This window comes from Chloroflexota bacterium (assembly GCA_009840355.1).
GTDB lineage: Bacteria > Chloroflexota > Dehalococcoidia > Lucifugimonadales > JADFKI01 > Bin90.
In genome coordinates, this window is the sequence record VXNZ01000021.1 from 42369 (window position 1) to 66368 (window position 24000).

The window sequence follows — 24000 nt, forward strand, 5'->3', positions numbered from 1 at the left end:
GTATTTTTCCTTTTGTGCTGTACATCGATGTCTGTATCAGACTAAAGCTCGCCCAGCCTCAATATCCTTTGCAGGGAGATGCGGCGGATGAACCAAATCATGCCCAGTATTATTGCGGTGAACACTAGGATCATGAAGCCGTAGGTGATTGCCAGCGTGCCCCAGTCGATTTCCAGCACGAAGGGCGGCAGCACCTGTGTGCCGCGCTCGTTGTGGCTCAGGAACGGCATGATTATCGCGCCGAGCCGCCGTCCCATCTCCGCGCCGAGCGCCATGCCCGCACCGATGACTATCGCCTGCTCCAGCCAGACCAGCGTTACCAGCTGCCGCATGGAAAAGCCGACCGTGCGCATCAGACCGAACTGCATCTCGCGCTCGCGGAACGACACATACGAATGCACCAGGAAGCCGAGGCAGCTCAGTATCAGCACCGCGCCGAATGCCATGAACAGCAGCGCACGCCAGCCAGCCTGCACCAGCGGATCGACCGTAGCCTCTTCCAGCGCTTCCGCGCGGTCGTACACCGCCCTGCTCTGGAACGGCTCGCCGTTGTCGCGCATGTCAGCCACCAGCATCGCCCGGTCATAACCGTTGCCCGCCGCGCCGGAAATCGTATCGGATGTCGTGCGCAGCCACATCTCGTTGGGCTTAATTTCGGCGGATGTCGGCTCTAGGTTCGTGTAGCGCACGACAGACGCGACATCGGCGACGAGGTATCGCTTGCCAACGGTGTCGAGCGTCGGGAAGTATTCGAACGAATCTATGATGCGTATCGGCGTGCGGTGTCCTGAAATCGAGACCGTGAACTCCTCGCCGACGCTGTGTCCGGTGTCCGACAGGAACGAACGGCTCGCCAGCACGGGCAGCGGGCTTGCCTCCGGACCGTGGTATATGCCGCGTCCAGTGAGCGGGGGACCTTCCGACCAGATGAACTGCGCCGCGCCTTGTTCTGCCTCGCCGTTGTCGCCGGCGCTCACGGGCTGCAGGATGTCTGTGATGGACTCGCGCGCGCCGCGCAGCACCGTCCAGTCTGATACGGCATCGAAGTCTTCGAGTACGGTTACGCGGTTTGAGCCGTCGCGCACCCAGATTTCGTCGATGGTGATGTTGCCGGCGCGCAGTCTGCCACGCGAGTTTGTGTCGTGTATCGCGAGCGAGACCATCGTCAGCGGCTGCGTGGGCTGTAGCGGTATGAAGCGGCGGAAGTTCGTGCCTCGCGCAAGTCCGCGCTCAAGCGTCAGCCAGTCGCCATTGCCGCCAAGCAGTCCCATCACATAGGTGAAGTACCTGTCGTTGGCGTCTTTGATGCGGATGGACAGCGCCAGGCTTTCACGCGGTCTATCCGGCTTGACGCGAATTCCAATGCCGCGCGAATCTACTGGCAGGTCAATGCCGATGGGCGGGTTGGCGTGGTCGAGCTGCGTGAGCAACTGCGACATCGGGCGTTCCGAGAAGTCGCCGCGGAACCAGCCCACGCGGTTGAGCGTATCGCCGTCCACCGCGACCATTGTGTAACTTTCGCCCAGCAATTTCGACAAGTCCGTGCCGAACGCCTTCACGACGGGCGACGCCTCATCTACCAGCTCGATGTTCTCGTATGTCTCAACGAGCGGGACGCTGCTGCCGCGGCTGTTGACAGTCAGCCCTTCCACGCGGATGTCTGCGCCGGTAGCGTACTGCGCCTGCTCTCTGAAGCTGCGCTCCAGCGTACCGCCGAAACTCGCGGCGAATATGCCCAAGCCCGCCATCAGGATGAGCAGCAGCGACATCCGCGCGTAGTGCGTGGGGTTGCGCGCCATCTGCCACATTCCCATAGAGAAACCGACCGGCGCTCTCTGCGCGAACGCCGCAAACGCCAAGAATATCAGACCGAGCGGCAGCGGCACGAAGAAATTCACGCCTGCCGACACGCTTACCAGCAGCACACCACCCACGATGCCGGGCGTTATCGCCGTGCTGCCGTTGTTGTACGCGAGGAACTCAAGCACAGGCACGGTCGCGGGGCTGAGCACCAGCGCGGCAATCAGGACGAACTGCGCGGCAAGTCCTATCGCGCGCAGTCTGCCGTCTCGCAGGCGTTCCGTCGCGGCGTACATCGCGGTCATAAGCGCCACTATACCCAGAGATATGCCGCGCGCCGTCCAGTCCCATTCGCCACCATTTGCGCCACCATTTGCGCTGCCGAATATGATGGTCGCCGCTTGCACGGCAGCCGCCACGCCGACAATGAGGTGCATTAGATTAGGCGAATCTCCGCTGATGTAGCGGATGGATAGGGGGAATAGCCGCAGCAGCGACACGGCGAACGCGACGAGTATCAGCGCAGGCACGGCGAGCAGCGCCTGATTGACCGCGACCGTACCGAACAGCCCGGTCGCTACCACTGAGCCCTGATCGTGCAGTTGGCGGAACAGGAAGATGCTAATCACCAGCAGCATTACGTCGAGGTAGAAGCGCTGGTAGAACGGCGGGCCCGTGGGACGCGCGGATTGCTGCCTGTGCCGCGTAACGCCGATGCGAGACGCGCGCACTGCGGGTATGAGCAGCGCCGCAAAGCTGAACAGTCCGCCCAGCCCGCTCATCAGATACGCGCCTCTTGTGATGAACACATTTAGCCGTTCGCCGCCGCTCAGGTCTGCGAAGGCGGGCGTGAATCCCATCAGGCTGATTATAGACGCGGCAAGCAGCGGCGCGACCACTATGGCAATAAGCGAGATCGTCGCGCCCTCCAATATGAACACGACGAGTATTTGCCCGGAGCTTGCGCCGCGGCTGCGCAGCAGCGCTAGTTCACCGCGCTGCTGTTCGACTAGCAGCGACGACAGCGTTACGACATAGTAGATAATGACAACCGCTATAAGCACCATCACCACGAACATAGGGATCTTGCTGAAGAACAGCCGCCTGTCGTAGTCGGCGAGCGTGGAATCGAGCGTTGTCAGCTGACGAAATCCGAACAGGTTCGTGGCGAGCTGCGAGCGCATCGTGCGCACTTGCAGGTGCGTTATCGTGGTGTTCCCCGCGTTCAGCCTATCGCGGTCGGTGTCCAAATGCCACGCGTACGACGAGTCCATATCGGTGAAGTTCGCGCCGAGTATGTTGAAAAACATCTGCTCGGAGACGAAGAACGGCATCGTGCGGAATGATCCGGAAGTGATTGACCTGAACAGCGTGTCGTGCTGATGCCAGAACTCCGAGTTCGGGTCATTGCGCTCGAATATGCCGCTGATGACAACGCTGGTGTATGGAGTGCGGTCGCGCCAGTATGGAACGGCGGATATATTATCGCCAACGCCAACGCCGAACATTTCGGCTGCGTCCGCCGGCACCAGCGCTTCGAGTGCGAGCGGCGCGCCGGCGAGTTCGATGGGCTGTTCGTTGGGGAATCTGCCGCCGGGCAGCAGCGTGATGTTGTCCGTCAGGCGCGGGTTGAAAGTAAAGAACGCGCGCGCGTCATCCCTGCCCGCGTTCTCTTCGTTGCCCGGCACGGTTAGGTAGAATGTCGCGGTCTTCGCGCTGCGTTGCACATCTTGGAACAGCCAGTTGAGCCGCCCTTCGTACTGGTAGGTCATCGCATCGGCGACCCTCCCGTATTCTTCGACCGTGGTCGGACCGCGCTCAGCCTTCAGCAATATGTCAAGCTGCAGCGGCTCTACCTGATTGAGCGAGTTCTTGAGCGCAAGTTCGCGCAGCGCGTCGAAGTAGATGACCGTGCCCGCCATCACCGTGGACGACAGCAGCACGCCAATGACGACCGTGGACAGCAGCCGCCAGTGCGACAGGCTGCGCTTAGCCACCATTGGCCAGGCCGCGATTATTGCTGAAAGTGCTGCGCGCATGTTAGTCAGTCAGTCGTTCAGTGGGTCAGTCTATCAGTCTGTCAGCCGGGAGCGGCTAGGCGGTATTGCTATTCCAGCCGTGATATGGCGTGGAAGTCTAGGTTGCGCATGCTGCGGGTTAGGCGATAAACGGCTAAGGCGAATATGCCGATTAGCACGGCGTACAGCGCTATGAGGAAGCGCAGGTCGGTTTCCAGTATGAACGGCGGTATCACTTCCCTGCCGTTCTCGGTAACCGCAACCGATGATACCATAAGGTCGCTCATTAGCCAGCCCGCGCCCGTGCCCAAGCCTATGCCCACCGCCACGATGATGAAGTGTTCGAGCATCAGCAAGCCCGCCATCTGCCGCGACGACAGCCCGACAGACTGCAAGAAGCCCATCTCGTTGCGGCTGCGATTGGCGAACGCGAGCAGGTATGTTATGTAGCCTAGCCCTGCGGTGAAGACGATGATAATCATCGCGAGCAGCACCATCGCCTGCCAGCCTGCGGTGATGAGCGGGTCTAGCCGCACCTGATCCAACTGCGTCTCGCGGTCGTGCACAAGATCGCGCCCGACAAGCCGCGTTACCACATCGCGTACCGATGTACCCGCGCCGGACGCCTTTTCGATGAACATCTCGTTGGGAGACGCCACGACCGCCGGGCTGAGGATGTTGATATGGCGGACCAGCGTTTCCATGTCGGCAATCAGGAAGCCGGCGCCGGCGGGATTGAGCGTGGGGAAGAAGTCAACGGAATCGCGCACTTGCACCGGCACAAAGCGTCCCTTCAGCTCCACGATGAGTGCGTCTCCGATGCGCGCGCCGGATGTCCGCAAGAACGAGTTGCTCGCAACAACCGGCACAGGACCTCCACTCGGACTGCGGTATATGCCGCGCAGTCCGTTGTCCGTGTCCTTGCCGAATGAGAACATCCCGGTCTGCTCACCCTCGAACACATCGTCTCTCGCGTACGCCAGCGAGTCCGAAGATATTGTCGAAGTGGCGAGCGGCAGCCATGTGGAGCGGCTGTCCTCAAAGTCTTCCAGCACCTGCGTTGTGCCGTTGCGCCGGATGGCGTGCAGGTCGTCGATGCGGATGTTGCCCGCCGTGCCGGCGGGACCGAAGACCGGCTCGTATATCTGAATGGACGCCAATTGCAACGGACGCTTGAGTCGCGGCGGCACTCGCAGCGTGCGCAAGTGCCATTCCGGGGGCCCCATATTGCCGAACGACACGGTGTCCAACACGCCGTCCGCGTCTTGCAATACTAGCCACATGAACATGTTCGGATACACTTCCGCAGGCTTAACCCAGACGCCTATGCCTTCGGTATCGTCAGGCAGGTCGATGGACTCGCTGACGGTGAGCGGGCTAAGCGCGCGCATCACTTCCGGCAGCGAACTGCGAGAGAAATCGTCTCTGTACCACGCGTGATAGTGGAAATCGTCCGATTCCACGCCGAGCATGCGGAAAGTGTTGCCCGAGTAGTTCGCGCCAAGCGTGCCGCGGTCACGCCACGCCAGCGACACAGCAGTTACGCCGGGGATGGTAAGGTAGCGGTCGCGCAGCCCGTCAACGCTGCGCGCGATAAAGCCGGGTATGTTGGACACGCGCATGTCCGCTGCCGTGTCGTAGAGTATGCGCTCTTGGTAGCTCCTATTGAGCGTGCCTCCGACCGTCGTGGCGAGCACCGCGAGTCCGGTTACCATCACCAACAGCAGCACCAGCCAGCTGTATTGCAGCGGGTTGCGCGCCATGTGCCACAGGCTCAGCGACACCCACACGGGCGACCTTTGCGACAGCAGTACCAGCCCGTAGAAAAGCAGCTGCAGCGCTATTATCGCGGCGAAGCCGAGCGTGGGCAGGTAGGCGACCGTGCCGTCCGTCGGCGGGTAGAAATATATAAGAGCGGCGATGACGACGAGTTGCGCGGCAAAGCCGTACAGCGTGCTGCGAACCCGCCCGGCGCGCTGCGTCGCCCAGTACGCGCCCGCGCCCGCAAGCGCAATGCAGATTGGCAGAATCGCGCCTGTAAGGTCGCCCTGCCGCATGCCGTCCAACGCGAGAGTAGCCGCGAGCGCCGCGGTTATGACCCACACATACAGGTGTACCAAGCCGGGAGATTCGCCGCTAATGAAGCGCACGAACAGAGGGAAGAAGCGCATGAAAACCAGCGCGACAAGCGTCAGCAGCAGCACGGGCGCGAACAGCAGCGCCTCGTTTATTTCGATGCCGCTGAACAGACCGCCGCTTACCAGCTGCCCGCGCGCGTTCAGCTCCCAGAAGACCAGCCCGCCGATAGCGAGTACCATGATGTCGAGGTAGTATCGTTGGAAGAACGGCACTTCGGGCGGGCGGGACGAGCGCAGTTTGTGGATGATAAGCCCGGTGCGCGCGCCGATGACGCTTGGCACGACGAATATCACAAGGCTAAGCGCGCCCACTCCGGCAGCGACTAAGAACGGCGTCCATCGCCAGTTGACGGGCAGCAAGTCGCCGCCCGTGATTTCCGTGAAGTACGGCAGCTTGCCCGATATGGCGATGACACCCATGGCAAGCAGCGGCGCGATTATGACGGCGACCGCCGTTATCACCAGCCCTTCGATGGAGTACAGGCGCACCAGCTGCGCCATGCTCACGCCGCGGCTTCGCAGCAGCGCGACATCGTCCTCGCGGCTTTGCACCAGATATGACACCATCATAGACATGTAGTACAGCACCGTGATGACCATGATTGTCAGCAGCAGCAGCAGCGGAATGCTCGTGAAGAAGCTGCGCCGTTCAAAGCGGTCAAGCAGCGCGGTGATGCCCGTGAACACGGCGCTGCCTTGCATCTGCACCGCCATGCCGTTTTCCAGATTGTCGATGCGCGTGCGCAAGTCTTCCGGGCGAATGCGCTTGAGCGGCGCCTTATCCACAAAGATGAACCACGACGAAGATACCAGGCTGCCGGGGTACGCCTCGCCGAGGCTGTCCAACAGCGCCTGCCGCGTTACGAACATCGCGATGGGCGGCTCTTCGGGATCGACCTCGATGCCCACATCGGGGATTTCTTCCAGCGGCGCGGGTTCCATGAACACATTCGCGTTCTGCTGCCAGTAGTCTTCGGTGGGGTCGGTAGGATCTATCAGACCGACGACTTCGGCGAAAATCGCCACATCGCTGCCGAGCGAAGGGCGTAGTTCAAGCGTGTCGCCCACTTGCAGGTCGAACACATTCGCCGGAGTCGCGCCAATCAGCACTTCGACATGCAGACCGTCACCGACCGGCGTAACCGTGTCCGTGTACGCGCGACCGGATGTGAAATCGACATGGTGTTCCACATTGGACAAGTATTGCAGATAGCCGCGCGACACGAGATCAACATCGGCATTGGCAAGCGGACGCCAAGGCGTGCCAACGAGCATCGTGCTGCCCTTGAGAAAGCGCTCGCGGCTCACATAGAAGTCCGAGATGTTATCTTCGATGAGCCTGTCTATCTCGGCGTCGGTGACATTCAGGCGCTCTTCGTTCAGGGGAATGTTCGGCGCGTAGGCGAAGATGTTCAGGAAGAGGATGGAGGAGCGGTCGATGGAAGTGTTGAGCGTGAGACGCGCCAGCGAGTTCAGATACACGGGCGCGCCCGCAACCAGTGTGGACGCTATGATGATGCCTGCAAAGATGCTGAGCAGAAGCTTCCAGTCGGAGCTGAATCGCTTCGCGATGTACCCGAAAGTCGAAAAAGAACGCATTACCTATATTGTCATTCCGAACACCCACACCTGTCGTTCCGAGCGAAGTGAGGAATCTAAAATCCTTGCATCAAGGGCAGGCACACGCTTGAAGCTTTCAACTCAATATGATGGCTGAAGCGCCTTCGACACCCGCAACGCCATAGTAGCACATAATCGCAACCCCCGTGCTTTCTCCCATCAACAAGACGATTTCGCAGATCAAGATCGCGGCTCTTTCCGCTCGCCCCTACCCGAACGGAAAGACGGATTTGTTAAATCTTCAGCGTCTCAGTTTGAAATGCAGAGCAGTCCACACCCCAGCCCACAACTCAGAATCCGATTCGGTGTTGGCTGAGGCAATTACAGTCACAAGAAGTCATATAACTTCACAATAAAGTTACCACATTGTGACATAGAAGAATGGTATTATCTAACATCCTTTGATTATTGACATTATCAGCCCCGACACCGTGGCCCAATTCTGCCGAAGGAACGGACCTAATGCGAAATACTCTTGCGTATATAAACTCTAGCACTGCCTTAACTCTTCTTGCCGTCATTCTAGCTATGACACTGTTGTTCTTGGCGTCCTCAAATCCGCCTACCGCCAGCGCTCAGCAACCACAGACGACGCCCAGCGCTTATGGTGAATCTCCCGACCTCGCCGCCAAAGTCGCGGCCGGCGAGCTTCCGCCGGTCTGGGAGCGTCTGCCATCCGAGCCCATGGTTATCCCGACGCTGGAGGACGGCATCGGGAAATACGGCGGCACACTCAGGCGTTTCTACCTAGGTCCCGCCGACGGCTGCAACTTCTTCCGTCTTTCGAGGGCGTCGCTCGTCCGCTACTCACAGGATGGCTTCTCGCTCATCCCGTCGGTTGCCAGATGGTGGGAGGTCTCGGACGACGGTAGGGAGTGGACATTCTTTCTGCGCGAGGGGATGAAGTGGTCTGACGGTGACGACTTCACTGCGGACGACTTCGTGTATCAGTACGAAGATGTGATTCTGAACGAAGAGCTGAATCCGAATCCGCCATTCTTCCTGAAGATTGGCGCTGAGGTAGGCTCGATACATAAGGTGGACGACACCACAGTTATGTTCAAGTTCCCTGTGCCGAACTTCCTGTTTCTGGAGATAGTGGCGCAGGCGGACGAGGCTTGCTACGGCTCGACGAAGAACGTGCCTTGGGCGCCTTCGCACTACATGAAGCAGTTCCATGCGAAATACAACCCGGATGCCCGGGCAAATGCCGAGGCTGCGGAGTTCGAGAGCTGGACGCAATACTACGACTTTAAGACCCAGTACAACTTGAACCCTGAAAAGCCCACCATCGCACCATGGAAGTACGCCAATCCCCTGGGCGACCGGGTAGTCAGAGCAGAGCGCAACCCGTACTTCTGGGCTGTTGACCCGGCCGGCAACCAGCTTCCGTACCTTGACGACATTCAGTTGACGCTGGTGGATGGTATCGAGCTTGGCACGCTGATGGCGGTACAGGGCGATGTTGACATGCAGGGTCGGCACATCCAGCTAGACCAGTACACGATACTGAAACAAGGAGAAGCCGACAGCGACTATGAAGTTCTGACCTGGCCCGCCTTCGCAGGCTCGGATGTCGCGTTCTTCTTCAACATGAGCCTGCCCGGTCCTACGGGCGACGCTATCCGGACTAAGGAGTTCCGACAGGCGCTGTCTCTTGCTATCGATAGGAGCGCAATCCAAGAAATCCAGTTCTTGGGGCTTGGCGAGATTCGGCAGAGTGTGCCCCCGCCTGGTCACCCACACTATCCGGGCGACGACATCGCAAGACTCCGCACCGAATACGACCCCGATGCGGCGAATGCCTTGCTTGACAGCGTATTCCCTGACAAGGATCGAGAGGGCTTCCGCCTGAACGATGGCGAGCGCATTGTGATGAGCATCACCGTCACTGACGCATTCGGCACGTGGCCGGACGCCGCGCAGGTCGTCGGGCGTGCTTGGGAGGCTGTCGGCGTCAAGGCCGATGTGAACGTGACCACGCGCAGCCAGCACTTCACACGCTGGCAGACGAACGAATGGGCTGTGATGGTGTGGAACGAGTTCACATCGGGCTTCACCTTCAGCTCCATAAACCTTCGCGCGCCCGAGGGCATTGGCAATTTCCACGCGCCGGGTTGTGGGCTGTGGTTGATAGACGCCAATGATGAATATGCCTACCCGTGCCTGCAAGAATCGATAGACCTGCTGGAGATGCACAGGCGCGGTCCCAGCCTGCCCGAAGCAGAGCGTAACGCGCTGGGCAAGGGAATCTACAGGACCATAGTCGAGAACCAGTACAACATCGGCATCGTCGGGCTGTCGCCGATGGTGCAGGGCGTTATCGTCAAGAAGAACAATCTCAATAATGTCCCGGACACCGCCGCCAACGACTGGCCTCTGAGAACGCCGAACACTGGCTTCCCGGAGCAATGGTACTTTGAAAACGGTGTTCCGCCTGCACGAAGTGCGCCAACCCCCGACGACCAGTGCGTAGAGCAGCTACCTGACGACGGCGTAGTGAACGGCAAATGGGCAGACGATTGCGCCTCTGAAAACAGGTCTCCAAACCACTACTCACGCTACTATACACTCACCCTGAGCGAGCAAGCTGAGGTAACCATAACGCTGGAATCGAGCGCGGACACATACCTCTACTTGCTTGCAGGTGCGGACAGGGACGGCAGAGTATCGCACGAAAACGACGACCACGCCACACTCGTCAATACCGAAGCTTGCGCCGACGCTTCCTGCCTCGAACAATACGACTCGTGCATAACGGCATCGCTTGGCGCCGGTGACCACACCATCGAGGCGACCACATTCGACCCGAACACGGAGGGCACGTTCGAGCTGACCGTGATCTTCAGCGGGACAGTCGCGCCGCCGCCCCGACCAACCCCACCTTCAACCCTCGAAGCCGCCGTCTGCAACGAAGACGACATCGCCAACGCCAATCTCAGCGGCTTCCTCCTTGTCGATGCCAATAGTTTCCGTTCCGCCGACCCGGGCTACTGGGGCGTAATCGGATGGCACAGCACTTCCTGGATCAATGGCGTTGTCGCTGCCATTGCTTGCGGCGCAATTCAATACGACAGCATCGAAAACGCGCGGTGGAACTCCTTAAACTACTCAACGGCTATGCAGCAATTGGGCTCAAACTTTGAAGTCCTTGATCATGAACAGGTATTCCCGTCGTACATCGGCGACGACATGCTGGCATTCAGGTATCGATACGAAGTCGAGAGCGATTCGGATGCGCTTGAGTTCACGGCGACCGAGGTTAGATTCCTGAACGCCGACTCCATCATCGTCAGCTCGGTTACCTACTACCTGCTCGACACTCATGACTACGCGCCGATCGACGATGTCGAAGCCATCGCCGATAGCGTTGCCGACCGAATCGGGATAGGTAGCGCGCAGAGTTCAAACCGCGCGGCTGAACTCTTCGGATTCATCGACTAGATAAGACGATTTCACAAGTTCCTTTCCCTTTGATGGGGGAAGGTTAGAGCCTGCCCCTGCGAAGGCAGGAGATGGGGGCAAAAAAGGGCGCGGGACATCAAAAGTCCTGCGCCCTCCGCGCCTACCACTCTATCCTGTACATCCTGTTAGTTTCCGCCCAACGCCTGCGCCATGTCCGCCAGCAGATCGTCCATATGCTCGATGCCTACCGACACGCGCAGCAGGTTGTCCGGCGTCTGCGTGTCAGGTCCCTCGACCGAGGCGCGGTGCTCTATCAGGCTTTCCGTGCCGCCGAGGCTTGTGGCGCGCGTGAATAGCCGCAGTTTTGCCGCAACTTCCATCGCCTGCCGCCGTCCGCCTACGACTTGGAACGACAGCATTCCGCCGAATTCCGACATTTGCGCCGCCGCGACTGCCTTCTCCGCAGGCGCGGCAAGCCCCGGATAGTGCACGGCTTCGACTCGCGGATGCTCTGCGAGGTATGCTGCGACTGCCCGCGCGTTCTCACAGTGAGCGCGCATACGGAGGTGCAGCGTGCGAATGCCGCGCAAAGTCAACCAGCAGTCGAACGCGGACGGCGTCGCGCCGTATGTCACCTGCACCTGCCGCACATTGCCGAAGAATGCGTCGTCGCGCGCCGATACCACCGCGCCGCCCATGACATCGCTGTGGCCGGATATGTACTTCGTCGTGGAGTGCACCACCAAGTCCGCGCCCAGCTCAATCGGGCGTTGCAGCATTGGCGTTGCCCATGTGTTGTCGCACGAGAACACGGCGCCGGCGTCGTGCGCTATGTCTGCGATGCGCCGTATGTCCGTAACCTTCAGCATCGGGTTGGACGGCGTTTCCGCCCAGATTAGGCGCGTGTTCGGCAATGTGGCGGCTTGCACCTGCGCTGCGTCCGTGAAGTCCACGAACGAGACTTGCAAGCCCCATCGCGCGAACACATCGCGCAGCAGAGCGCGGGTGCCGTGATAGCAGTCGTTCGGCGCGATAGCATGGTCGCCGCCGGCGAGCGCCTGAAAGACCGCCGCGCTCGCAGCTGACCCTGACGAAAAGGCGGCGCACATCGCACCGCCTTCGAGGGTTGTCAGTGTGTTTTCAAGCTGCTCGCGGTTCGGATTGCCCGTGCGAGAATAGATGTAGCCGCCGGGATATTCGCCGTCAGGCGCGCGCTCGAATGTCGTCGATGGCTGTATCGGCGTAAGAATCGCGCCCGATTCAGGGTCGATGTGATGGCTTGCGCGCGCCGCGCTTGTCTCGATGTTCACTGGACAGCATTCACTGCGACAGGAAGTCGTACAGCGGCACAACGCCTGTCGGCTTCGAGCCATTCCGCAGCATGTTCTCGATACGCTGCATCGCTATGGAGCTCAGCAGCGTATCGCCACAGGTCGCGCAGACTTCCGCCGGCACGTTGTCGAACAAGACGATTCGCTCGCCGTGCCTGTATGTGTGCACGATGTACTGCGATTCATACTTGCCGGTACAGCCCGGAATGGTGCAATCCATAGCATTTTTCCGCGTTACAGCCCGATGTTGTCCGCCACGACTTCCAGATGGAAATCGGTGTCGCCGAATGCGAGTTCCGCAGCCTTCGCGCGCCGCGAATATAGCTGCATGTTGTGCTCTTTGGTGAAGCCGATCGCGCCGTGGCACTGGTGTCCAAGCGCGCAGATGCGGCGGTACGCGTCGCTGACCCATGCCTTCGCCATTGCGACTTCCTGCGTCGCGTCCTCGCCTTCGGACAGCCGCCACGCAGCCTGATAGGTGATGTAGCGCGAGCCTTCGACATCGGTCGCCATGTTCGCGCAGTGGTGCTGTATCGCTTGGAATGTGCCGATGGGCCTGCCGAACTGCGTGCGCTGCTTGGCGTATTCGACGGTCATGTCGAGCACCTGCTCCGCGCCGCCGACCATCTCTGCGCACTTGCCGATGGCGCCCCATGCGAGAACCTTCTCGATGGTGTTCCAGCCGCCGTTGACCTCGCCCAACACTGCGGACGCAGGCACGCTCACATTGTCGAATGCCAACTCGGACTGCCTGTCGGATGCGATGGTCTTCAGCAGCGTCTGGCTCACGCCGTCAGCGCCGCGCGGTACCAGGAACAGGGTGATGTCCTGCTCGCCTTCGCCGGTGCGAGCCGCGACCACGAATGTGTCGGCGACATGGGCGTTCGGCACGAATAGCTTTACGCCGTTTAATACCCAGCCATCGTCGCTCTGCGTGGCGGTCGTCTGCACGCCTTCGGCATCCCAGCGCGCGCTAGGCTCGGTGAGCGCGAGAGTCACGATGTGCTGCCCGTCGCTAATCTGCGGCAGCAACTCTTGCTTCTGCGCGTCGGAGCCGGCGTCCATAATCGCCATACCGCCCATCACTACGGTGGAGAAGAACGGTCCCGGTAGCAGAGCGCGTCCCGTCTCTTCCAGCAGCACGGAGAGGTCAAGGTAGCTGAGGCCGACGCCGCCGTATTCTTCGGGGAAAATCAAGCCCAGCCAGCCCTGCTCGGCGACCTTCTGCCACATCTCGGGCGTATAGCCGCGCTCGTTCTCTTCCATCTCGCGCACATAAGTGTCCGGGCATTCCGCCTGCAGGAACTCGCGCGCGCTGTTCCTGAGCATCTGCTGGGTTTCGTTCAGTCCAAGGTCCATTGCTTGCTTCTCCTAGATTATGATTCTTAATCGGCTGATTGATTAGGTTCTAGTCTTCAGAATCTGATCGCCTAAGTCGAGATACTTAGGATCAGGCAGGCCGCTCGCTCCGAGCGTGCCGTCCGGGCTTCTTACCTGATGAACTACAGCGATAAGTTCATGTACATCGTTATAATAGCGAACAGCCTGACTTCGAGAACAATATCGAAAGCCCTTCTCTCGCGCCTGTTCCGGAGTGTAATGAGTATCGCGTTCTAGCCGTGTGTAAAACTCTCCCCTTAACGCTCGCTCCCAGAATTGCCCAGAGTTGAAAGCTTCCCGTATAATGGTCGGTGAAACAAAAATTCCTTCAGGTCGGTTAGAAGACATGAATCAAGCCTTAGTTCAGGAACGGATTCGGCGTTACTTCGATGGGGAAATCTCCATTGTAGAACTTCGCCGATGGGCGTATGACAACATCCCTACTAGGCTTGAGGACGAGAACCTTCCCGGCGTCGACTACGGTGCGTTCTGGAGTTTGTTTCTAGCTCTCTGCGATTATGACCACTGCCGCAATTATTCGGGATGGTCTGTCGCCAAATCAGAAGCGTTTTTCCGCGATCTCATCACCGATCACTTCACTATCGAAAGCGCAAAGATTTCCTGACGCCTCCCCCTACCTCGGCAAGCCCAATCCTCTTGACGCTATGACGTTGCGGTTTATCTCGGATGTGCCGGCGGCGACTGTGCCTCCGTGTGAGCGCATCCAGCCGTTTTCGATGCGACCACGCAGCGGCGCCCACTTCGATTCAGGGTCGAGCTGACCGTACAAGCCCATCACCTGCATTCCGAGGCTGTACAGCCGGATCATCATCTCGGTGCCGTATGCTTTCGTGATAGACGCTTCCTTGTTTGGAATCATCTCCTGGCTCTGCATCCATGCGACGTTGTAGCACATCAGACGGCAGGATTCTATTTGCACTGCCATCTCTGAAATGCGCTGCCGGACGGATACATCGGCGGCGAGCGGCTGTCCGTTGCGTTCGTTTTCCTTGCAGAAGTTCACAATGTCTTCGAGCAGTCGCTTGGCGCGCGCGGGTCGGTCCACGCCGGAGCGCTCGAAGTCCAGCAATGCCGCGCCGACATACCAGCCGCGGTTTAGTTCGCCCACGAGGTTCTTCTTCGGCACGCGCACATCTTCAAAGGTTACCAGCGCGCGATGTGCGTCCCACATCATCGGTATTTTCTCTACGGTTACGCCCGGCTGCTGCATTTCGGTAAGCAGGAAGCTGATGCCGCGATGCTTGGGCGCGTCCGGTTCGGTGCGCGCCAGCATGAACATCCAGTCCGAGCCGGAGTGCGCGCCGTTCCATATCTTCGAGCCGTTAACAACGAAGTCGTCGCCGTCTTCTACTGCGCGCGTCTGCAATGATGCGAGGTCCGAGCCGCTGTCGGGTTCGGAATATCCCTGCGACCAGTCGATGTCCGCCTGCGCGATGCGTGGCAGGAAGTATTGCTTTTGCTCCTCCGAGCCGTACAGCATCAGGATGGGACCGACCATGCGCACGCCGGAATCGCCGGCTGGCACGCCGCGGTACGCCATCTCTTCGTTGAAAATCATCTGGCGCATGTGAGGCGCAGCCTGACCGCCGTACTCTTCGGGCCAAGCCATCGTCAGCCAGCCGTTGTTGGCGAGCTTCTTCTTGAACTCGCGCACTAGGACCGCGTCCTCAGGCTCCTCGGCGTCCACGGCTTGCTCGCGCCAGTCCCAAGGCAGCTCGCCATCTACGAAGTCGCCTACTTCCCTGCGGAAGGCGTTGTCTTCATCGCTGAAGCGGAAGTCCATGTGTTCACCTCGATGCTCTTGTATCTATTTTCGACCGGCTTTCTTATGCTGTCGCCACTGCGGTTGTCTCTGCCCATTTCTCATTGATGGGAGGGGTGATGCGATTGCGCCTGCCCCTATCGAATTCCGAACGGATTGCGGATTGCGATTTCAGATTCCCCACTTCGTTTCAGAATGACAAGGCTTTCGTTCGGTATGACATGCCTTGTTACGAGTGGCGCACCATTCGGCGTACCACTCGAACAAGACTACCTCGGCAAACCCAGACCGCGGGAGGCGATGATGTTGCGCTGGATTTCGGAGGTGCCCGCGGCGATGGTCGCGGATACGGATGTCATGTAACTCTGCTCGATGCGGCCCTGCAATGGGGCATACTTCGATTCGGGCTCGAGCTGTCCGTATAGGCCTAGGATTTCCATTCCTGCACGCGCTACTGCCTGCTGCAATTCTGTGCCGAAGCTCTTGCCCATCGAGGACTCTTTGTTTGGAACGAGACCGGCGCTCTGCATCCACGCTATCTGGTAGGAGATGAGGCGGCTAATTTCGGTCTTGACCGTCAGGTCGGCGAGCTTGCGACTGATTTTCGGGTCGTCTATCAGGCGCATACCGTTGCGGGTGTTGTCCTTGCAGAACTGTACAAGCTCCTCAAGGGTGCGCTTGGTGCCGGCGGAGTATTCTACGCCGGAGCGTTCAAAGTCTAGCAGCGTCGCGCCGACATACCAGCCGCGGTTGAGTTCACCGACTAGGTTTTGCTTCGGCACGCGCGCATCGTCGAAGACGACCATGTTGAAGCTATGGTTGTTCGCCATGTTGATGATGGGGCGAACTTCGATGCCCGGTTGGTGCATATCAGCGAGCAGGAAGCTGATACCGCGATGCTTGGGCGCGTCCGGGTCAGTGCGCGTCAGCACCATCACGTGGTCGGCGTGGTGCGCGTTGGATGTCCAAATCTTCGTGCCGTTGATGACGAAATCATCGCCGTCTTCGACTGCCCGCGTTTGCAGCGAGGCGAGGTCCGAGCCGGACTCGGGCTCCGAGTAGCCTTGGCACCACTGCACTTCGCCGCGCGCGATGGGCGGCAGGTATTGGCGCTTCTGCTCTTCCGTGCCGTGAATCATCAGCGTTGGCGCGAGCATCTTCGTGCCAAACTGGTCGCGTCCCGGCGCGCGCTGGTACGCCATTTCCTCGGCGAAGATGAGCTGCATCATGTGCGATGCGCCTTGTCCGCCATACTCTTCGGGCCATGCCATAGTGAGCCAGCCCTTGTCCGCCAGCTTCTTGCGCATTTCTAGCTCGAAGTCCCAGTTGTCGCCTTCTTCGCCGCCACCCGTCCAATCTTCGGGTAGTTCCTTCTGCAAGAACTCGCGCAATTCGGCGCGAAAGTTCTCTTCATCAGCCGTGAATTTGAACTCCATTAGACTTCCTCCATTGCATTCGGTGGTTCTTACCTGGGGCTGGGCATAACTGTCGCTCCTATTATCCCTCTCCTTTGACGGGGGAAGGTTATGATGGGGTGAATCGAATTATGCCAACTTTTCTCTGCTGCCCGCTTAGCGCGGGACTTATACGCTGCCGACGGAAAGGCAGGTTACGGTGCGAACGATACCGTTGATGGTGTGTATGCTGCTGGTAACCATATCACCAACCGAGTTAAGGTCGGGCGCCGCCACGACTGCGATGATGTCGTATGGTCCCGTAACTGCATCGACGGTCTCGATGCCGTCAAGGGAGCGCAAAGCGTTAGCGACATCCCGCGACTTGCCCACTGCGGTCTCTATCAAGATATATGCCCTGGTTGACACTTGTAATTCCTCCTAATAATAGGTGCGACGCTAGCCAATCGCATTGCCACCCGTAGTTCGGGCACAGCGGCTGATGACAGCACAGGCGCAAGCAACAACATATCTCTGCCGCGCACACCGCAAACCGCCATACGTCTATCGCCCATCTTAAATGTCCTTGCATTTTATAAGGGCGCAAGAATGAGTGTCAAACAAACCGCGCATGGCGCAGTTCAGGTCTGCATAAGACGCGCTTCGCCCCGTTACGGCGACAGGAGATTCTACGCTCACAAAATAGAAAAGATCGATCGCAGACCATCTATTCCATTGGGGAGATACATGTGGAGATACAGAAGGAAGTTCGGTTCACACGCCAACCCAAATCTCTCCCCCAACCTGCGAGTCGAAGCGCATCCTTCTCGCCAGCACGCACTTGATCAGCCATTTAACTGAGGAATAATCAGTCCTCAGCGTAGGCGCATAGACATCTCCCGTCTCCAACTGAAAATGCCACTCCCGTGTTTCGCCGCGCCGAAGCGCCAGATTGCCATCGATCTTCACCCTGCCCCCACGGTACTCTTTTTCTACTACATAAGGGCCGAACGCTTCTACTCTGATTAGTTCAGCCCTGACTTCGGACACCCTCATGTCCTGTGAAATCTCCGCGCGCAGGATGCCGTCCACAGTCTGCCCGGAGCGAGCGTTTCGCTTGGGCAAAGTTAGAGTAAGGGCACATCGGTCGTCTGCGTTCTGCGCCACGAGCGGACTCGATAGTTCCCTGCCGATCGCTCGTGGCGCAACTACCGTAATCTCTTGGTCATCATGAAAATCGCCCGCGTCCGCCACATCCATAGAGGTTGCAACGCTCCAGACGATACCCACATCAATTGAATCTATGCGTACGCCTCTCGCGGTAGGTGGCGCGTTTAGCGGCACTTGCCAATCAACATCGAACGAGTAAGACAGACCGCGCCGCATTGCGCTTACTCCCACAAAGACCTTCTCGTACCGGCTCAGGATACGAGTCTCCCCATAGCGCCGCGGGCCATGCCGCGTCGTCTGCCTTGTTCTGATCTCGTCCACATAAGTCTCAGCGCCAACTATCTCCACTCTCCCGCGCCGCGCCTGAAAGTCTTCCCGCGGGACGATGGATACCCGAATCTTCAACTTATCTCCGGGGCGGAGCGTCGTCTTGCTAAGTTCAACCCTAAAATCGGCAGCAGGTCGCCGAAATCCTGAAAGCATCTTTCACCTTTACCGAAGCGGCCTAAAGAACGCCCGCAAATCCTCCACAAGCGCATCCGGCTTTTCCAGAGCGGCGAAGTGGCCGCCATCCGGCATTTCTGTCCAGTGCTGCAGGTTCATCACGCGTTCTGCCCACTCGCGCGGCGGGTAGCCGATGTCCTTGGGGAATCGCGCCACGCCGGACGGCGCGCTCACCTTCTCGCCCTTGCCCAGCGTCAGCGGCGCGCGCTGCGATTCGTAGTAGATTCGCACCGACGAGCTTATCGTCTGCGTTACCCAGTAGATGGTGATGTTCGTGAGCAGCTCATCCTTCGTATAGACGCTCTCCACATCGCCGTTGCAGTCCGACCACGCGCGGAACTTTTCGACAATCCACGCGGCGAGTCCGACCGGCGAGTCCATCAGCCCGTACGACAATGTCTGCGGCTTGGTGCCTTGAATGTGCCCGTATGCGCCTTCGTCTTCGCGCCACTGCGCACGCGCGCGCTGGAACTCTTTCTCGGCGTCCGTGAGCGGCGGAGAATCGTCGTCGATGTGCGGCGTCGCGGATACGGCGGTTACATGCACGCCAATCATCCTATCGGCGTGCGAATATCCCAGACGCGCCGTAACGCCCGCGCCCCAGTCGCCGCCGTGCGCGCCGAACTTATCGTAGCCGAGCACGTCCATCAGACTGACCCACAGATCGCCAACGCGCGACACACTCCACCCTCGTTCGGTCGTGCGGTCGGAGAAGCCGTAGCTCGGCATGGACGGCGCAATCACATCGAAGGCGTCCGCCGCATCGCCGCCATGCGCCGCCGGGTCAGACAGCATCGGGATTATCTTGTGCATCTCGAAGAAGGTGCTGGGCCAGCCGTGCGTTATCACCAGCGGGATGGGGTTCGGTCCCTTGCCGCGTTCGTGGATGTAGTGGATGCCCATACCCTCGACATCGGCGCGGAACTGCGTGAAGCCGTTGAGCATCATCTCGTGCTTGCGCCAGTCGTACTCGTTCAGCCAGTAGTCCGCCAGCTCGCGCACATACGCCATGTTGGAGCCGTAGTCCCAGTCGCTGCTCGGAATCTCATCGGGCCAGCGAGTATCCGCAATGCGCCGCCGCATATCGTCCAGCACATCGTCCGCGATGTTGATCGTGAATGGTTGTATTGCCATTTGTGCGTCTCCTTATGTCGAGAAAATGTAGCAAAATGCAAGATATGGTCTGATGTTGTACGCTTCACTTGCCCCCGTAGTTTAATTGATAATTTCGTTTATGCAACAAGTCATGATGAGGTATTAGAGAGTTAGGGCGCGGTGAAAAGTTCGATTGGACTAATCTGGCGCAAGGAGCGTTCTCCATTTGGGGAGCGCCCTTTCATATTATGTGGAAAGACGGGTTGAATGTCCTGTCCATCCTGTCAGCCCCGCTACCTGACACCTGATACCTGACGCCTGACAGGCTTCACCGGCTTCTTAGCCAGCAAGAACATCGCCCCGCCGATGAAGTTCAGGAATGCCAGGGAAAGGAACGCGAAGTCGTAGCTTCCGTAGGCGTCGTGCAGGATCGCCGGGTATATCGGCGCGCCTAGCAGCATCACGTTCATCGGGACTTGCGACATGCCCATTATCTTGCCGAACGAACTGCGCCCGAAGTATTCGCCGCGTATCGATGTGCTGATGGGGTTTCGTCCGCCGAATCCTATGCCGAACAGTATCGCGAAGGCGAATACTATTACGAGACTAGGCAAATGCAGCAGCGCCGCGAGCTCCGGCACGAACACCAGCACGACCACCGCGCCAGCCTGTATCGATGTGAAGCAGAAGTACGCGAACCGCTTGGAAATCATGTCGCCCACATATCCGCCGACAATCTGAAATATCATGGACATAGCGGTATATGTGGACACGACCCAGCCCGCCATCGGCACGGACACGCCCTGGTCCCACAGCATCGGCGCGAGGTGCGCCATCATCGCTATCAGCACCATGGATGTGAAGCCTTGACCGAACGATATAAGCCAGAATGTGGGCGTCCGCATCGCATCTCGAAGCGAAAAATCGCCGTCAGACGGCGGCGCACGCCTTGCGGCAGGACGATCGGAACGGCTCGCAGATGGCGCACCCGTTGACGCATTAGTCGGCGAACCGGCAGGTGTATCGACAGGCTTGTCTCCGTCCGGCAGCAAGCCGTAGTCTTCCGGGCGATTGCGTATCAGGCGGCTGATGGGGATGACCATCACCAGCGTAACCACGCCTAGCAGCAGCGCCGTCATGGACCAGCCGAAGTTGTCCTGCTCCGGGTCAACCGCCCACGCAATCGCCGGTATCAGCACGAGCGCGCCGAGCCGACCTATCGCGCTGGAATAGCCCATCGCCTTCGCCTTGTGCCGCGTGAACCAGTTGTTCAGCATCGTGTTCATCGTCAGCCAGCCGCTCAAGCCCTGCCCAAGCGCCATTATCATAAACACGATGTAGAACATCAACGCCGGCACGATGATGTGCATGAAGCCGGGCAGTAGCTCGAATGGCAAGTCGCGCACTACGGGTATGTCCTTCGTGTCGCGCACCTGGCTGAACAGCAGGAAGCCCAGCCCAAGGATGCTCAGGCCGATGAGCACCATCCGACGCACGCCAAGCCTGTCAACAAGGTAGCCTTCGATAGGACCTAGGATTCCGCCTTCGATGCGCGTGAACGAGAACGCCAATGAGAGTTGCGTGCGATTCCAGCCGAACGCGGACTCCAGCGCGACGAACCACAAGCCCATAGCGTGGAATAGCGGCACGCTCGTCGTCATATGAACGATACCGCTGATCGGCACAAGCCACCAGCCGTAGAACACGCCGCGCAGCCGTCTTCGCATACGAGCCGGGTTAAACATCGCCGCCCGGAACGCCGAATCTTCCAATCTTCCCTCCTGAACCGGCGACAACCATGCCGCCGAAAAGCAACTAAAGTCTATCACACCACATACACGCAGTACGGAATGGCAAATCAACGGGATGTTAGTTTCACGGCGACAGTTCAACTTGCGCGGTTACCGTGTCTGTATTATATTGAGCGCACGGACAAATGCGCTTTGTCCGTCCAGTTCTACTTGTCAAATTTTTCGCGGCTATACCCGTGCCGAATAGGAGGCGACGATGACCACATTACAAAACGAATCGCTGCAGGCAGTAAAGGAGTATGCCGACGACTACGAACTGGACCTGTCTTGGCTGGACTCGCGCGGCGAGTGGGGCATCAAGGCAGAACCCGACCCGAAGCGCGGCATGACACTCTCCAGTGTTGAGGTCGGCTCGTATGGCGAGGCACCGGACCACACCGACAACATGACCGGCAGGCCTCGCGGCGCGGCGAAGCGCCCGGATTCCTACCGCATCGGTGGCTACGGCGTGCGCACCAAGTCCGAGATTTGGCTTGACAACGCAGCCGCGCTGTACGAAGAGTCGCTGCAACGCCAGTGGAGTTCTGCGACGGACATCCCATGGCACACCATTAAGCCACTGCCGGACGACATCGAGCGAGCGCAGTGCCAACTCGACACATTCCTGACCGAAGTGGAGTTCGTCGCGGCGGACATCCCCGCTCGCTGGGTCGCCACGACCAGCCCGGACTACTTCGAGCCGCGTATGTTCCTGGTTTCGCAGATTATGGACGAATCGCGCCACTTGGACGTTTTCCGCAAGCGCGCGCTCGCCAACGGCGGCGGTCTTATGCAGCGACCGGACATCACCACCAGTGGCGTGGTCGGCAGCATTGACCTGTCGCGTGAGTTCACCGAAATGTCTTCGCGCTTGCACATATCCGGCGAAGGCGCGGTGCTGACACTGTTCCGCATGGGCGAGCTGATGTCATACAACGAAGCGGAAAAGCGCATCTACCGCCTCGCCGCGCAGGACGAGTCGCGCCATGTTGCGTTCGGCGTGATGCACATGCGCTACCTATCTGAGTCTGAGCCGGAGCGCCGCGAAGAGATACACTGCTACCTCGACGAGGGCGAACGCGGTCTGCTGGCAGGCAACCAGAACCCGGCGGCAATCGACACGCCCAGCAGCGAGGCGATGGCGATACTGCTCGGAGGCGGCATCAAGAAGTACGACGAGGGCGCGCGCAAGCTGATGGCAATCCGCCGTCGCCAAGTGCGTGAGTATGTGCAGCGCATCCGCTCCGCAGGCTTCGGCGAGCGCTTCGATAACGGCCGCGCCGATCCCCGCCTGATGGAAATCATGTGGAGCTAACCCCGTTAACAAGTAGATAGGGGCGACCGGTCGGTCGCTCCCTACCGCCGTTGTGCGCCGTAGCATGAATTGCATCCTTCTCTACCCCTTGTCGGGGAATGTCAGAATCGGGATGCCGTCTCCTATTGCAAGGAATAATAAATGGCAGACACCAAGCAAGCTGAAGAACAGCAACAGGACATACAGGCATCCGCCGCCCGCGTGACTGAGCGCGAGGCAGGCAGCGAAGACCCCGACGAAGTGGAAATCGCGCCACCGAATCTGGCGTGGATGAAGAACACGCTCCAGTGGGGCACACGCGCGACGCCAACCAAGAACGGGCTGACTTTGGACGCGCTCAATTTGGGCGTGTACGGCGATGTGCCAGACTTTTGGGACGACCAGACGCGCAAACCGCGCGGCGCGTTCCCCGTGCCCGGAGTCGCGCCGCTTGGCTTTGAGGTGCGCGAGAAGCGTGAACTCTGGGCGGACAACGCCGCCGATCTGTACGAAGAGGCGATACAGCGGCGCTGGGCGCCCGCGACCGATGTGCCGTGGGATACGATTCAGCCGCTGCCCGACGATGTCGAAGCGGCGATGTGCCAGCTCTGCACCGAACTTTCACAGTACGCCAGCATCGAGATCGAAGTCATCGGCGGCTGGCAGCAGAAGCTGTCATACGGCTTCCATGAAGTCAAGATGTTCCTCGCCACGCAGATGTTCGACAACGCCCGCCACTTCGAGGCGTTCCGCAAGCGCGCGCTGTCCAACGGCGGCGGGCTGGGCGTCGAGAACAAGGGCGAGGTCAACCGCATGCTGCTGGAAAGCACCGGCGGCTGGCCCGAGACGGTGGCGATGCTGCACATGCTGCGCGGCGCGTACACATTCACGCTGTACCGCTACGGCGAGCTGTACGCGCACAACCCGGCGGAGAAAGTGCTGTTCGCGCGCTGCATGCAGGACAAGGCGCGGCATCTCGCCTACGGGCTGTCGCACCTGCGCTACGCGACATCGCACAACCCGGACAAGACAATAGTCTTCGGGCGGCTTATGAGCATCGCAGAGCGCGTGTTCGAGCGCGAGCTGAACGATCCCGTGCAGCGAGAGACGCTGGCAATCATCTTCGGGGGCGGCATCGAAGGCGCGCGCAGCGGTATGCGCCAGTACGAGCGCATGATGGGCGATTTCGCGCGACTGTATCTCGCCAATATGGAACACATCGGCGTGCCGCGAGAGGCGAGCTTCCCACAAGGGCTCGCCAAGTTCATGGAGGCTTAA

15 protein-coding genes are annotated in these 24000 nt (G+C 59.5%); 4 read left to right on the forward strand and 11 right to left on the reverse strand.

Going from position 1 to position 24000, the window contains the following annotated elements; genetic code table 11:
- Positions 1-41: 41 nt before the first annotated feature.
- Together F4X57_05510 and F4X57_05515 are read right to left on the reverse strand one after the other, a co-directional pair.
- Entirely contained in the window at positions 42-3839 is a 3798-nt protein-coding gene (locus F4X57_05510) for an ABC transporter permease (protein ID MYC06610.1), read from the reverse strand.
- Between the two features lie 68 nt (positions 3840-3907).
- Positions 3908-7555: an FtsX-like permease family protein gene (locus tag F4X57_05515; GenBank protein ID MYC06611.1), complete on the reverse strand. Its 3648-nt coding sequence runs from the start codon at positions 7553-7555 to the stop codon at positions 3908-3910.
- 483 nt (positions 7556-8038) lie between these two features.
- On the opposite strand from F4X57_05515, the gene F4X57_05520 reads away from it, so the two are divergent.
- A complete protein-coding gene (locus F4X57_05520; GenBank protein ID MYC06612.1) occupies positions 8039-11020 on the forward strand; it encodes an ABC transporter substrate-binding protein in 2982 nt (993 codons plus the stop codon).
- A 146-nt stretch (positions 11021-11166) separates the two neighbouring features.
- Here the strand turns inward: F4X57_05520 and F4X57_05525 are convergent, their stop codons facing one another.
- Genes F4X57_05525 through F4X57_05535 form a run of 3 tightly spaced genes read right to left on the reverse strand, consistent with a single transcriptional unit; the run spans position 11167 to position 13671 of the window.
- Positions 11167-12354, reverse strand: a complete 1188-nt coding sequence (locus tag F4X57_05525; GenBank protein ID MYC06613.1) for an aminotransferase class I/II-fold pyridoxal phosphate-dependent enzyme — start codon at positions 12352-12354, stop codon at positions 11167-11169.
- Positions 12302-12532 carry a YgiT-type zinc finger protein gene (locus F4X57_05530; protein MYC06614.1) on the reverse strand — a complete coding sequence of 77 codons (231 nt, stop codon included), beginning with the start codon at positions 12530-12532 and terminating at the stop codon, positions 12302-12304. The genes F4X57_05525 and F4X57_05530 overlap by 53 nt, the downstream gene beginning before the upstream one ends.
- A 14-nt stretch (positions 12533-12546) precedes the next feature.
- Positions 12547-13671, reverse strand: a complete 1125-nt coding sequence (locus F4X57_05535) for an acyl-CoA dehydrogenase (GenBank protein MYC06615.1) — start codon at positions 13669-13671, stop codon at positions 12547-12549.
- Between the two features lie 325 nt (positions 13672-13996).
- On the opposite strand from F4X57_05535, the gene F4X57_05540 reads away from it, so the two are divergent.
- Positions 13997-14317: a hypothetical protein gene (locus F4X57_05540; GenBank protein ID MYC06616.1), complete on the forward strand. Its 321-nt coding sequence runs from the start codon at positions 13997-13999 to the stop codon at positions 14315-14317.
- Between the two features lie 9 nt (positions 14318-14326).
- Here the strand turns inward: F4X57_05540 and F4X57_05545 are convergent, their stop codons facing one another.
- The 6 genes from F4X57_05545 to F4X57_05570 form a co-directional block, all read right to left on the reverse strand.
- Positions 14327-15496 carry an acyl-CoA dehydrogenase gene (locus F4X57_05545; GenBank protein MYC06617.1) on the reverse strand — a complete coding sequence of 390 codons (1170 nt, stop codon included), beginning with the start codon at positions 15494-15496 and terminating at the stop codon, positions 14327-14329.
- Between the two features lie 248 nt (positions 15497-15744).
- Entirely contained in the window at positions 15745-16911 is a 1167-nt protein-coding gene (locus tag F4X57_05550) for an acyl-CoA dehydrogenase (GenBank protein MYC06618.1), read from the reverse strand.
- Positions 16912-17058: 147 nt separating this feature from the next.
- Entirely contained in the window at positions 17059-17298 is a 240-nt protein-coding gene (locus F4X57_05555) for an Lrp/AsnC family transcriptional regulator (protein MYC06619.1), read from the reverse strand.
- Positions 17299-17643: 345 nt separating this feature from the next.
- Positions 17644-18522 carry a hypothetical protein gene (locus F4X57_05560; protein ID MYC06620.1) on the reverse strand — a complete coding sequence of 293 codons (879 nt, stop codon included), beginning with the start codon at positions 18520-18522 and terminating at the stop codon, positions 17644-17646.
- A gap of 9 nt (positions 18523-18531) precedes the next feature.
- Positions 18532-19677: an epoxide hydrolase gene (locus tag F4X57_05565; protein ID MYC06621.1), complete on the reverse strand. Its 1146-nt coding sequence runs from the start codon at positions 19675-19677 to the stop codon at positions 18532-18534.
- Between the two features lie 254 nt (positions 19678-19931).
- Entirely contained in the window at positions 19932-21410 is a 1479-nt protein-coding gene (locus F4X57_05570; protein MYC06622.1) for an MFS transporter, read from the reverse strand.
- Between the two features lie 235 nt (positions 21411-21645).
- Between F4X57_05570 and F4X57_05575 the strand changes: the two genes are divergently transcribed.
- Both F4X57_05575 and F4X57_05580 read left to right on the forward strand, forming a co-directional pair.
- Entirely contained in the window at positions 21646-22743 is a 1098-nt protein-coding gene (locus F4X57_05575; protein MYC06623.1) for a hypothetical protein, read from the forward strand.
- Between the two features lie 141 nt (positions 22744-22884).
- A complete protein-coding gene (locus F4X57_05580) occupies positions 22885-24000 on the forward strand; it encodes a hypothetical protein (protein ID MYC06624.1) in 1116 nt (371 codons plus the stop codon).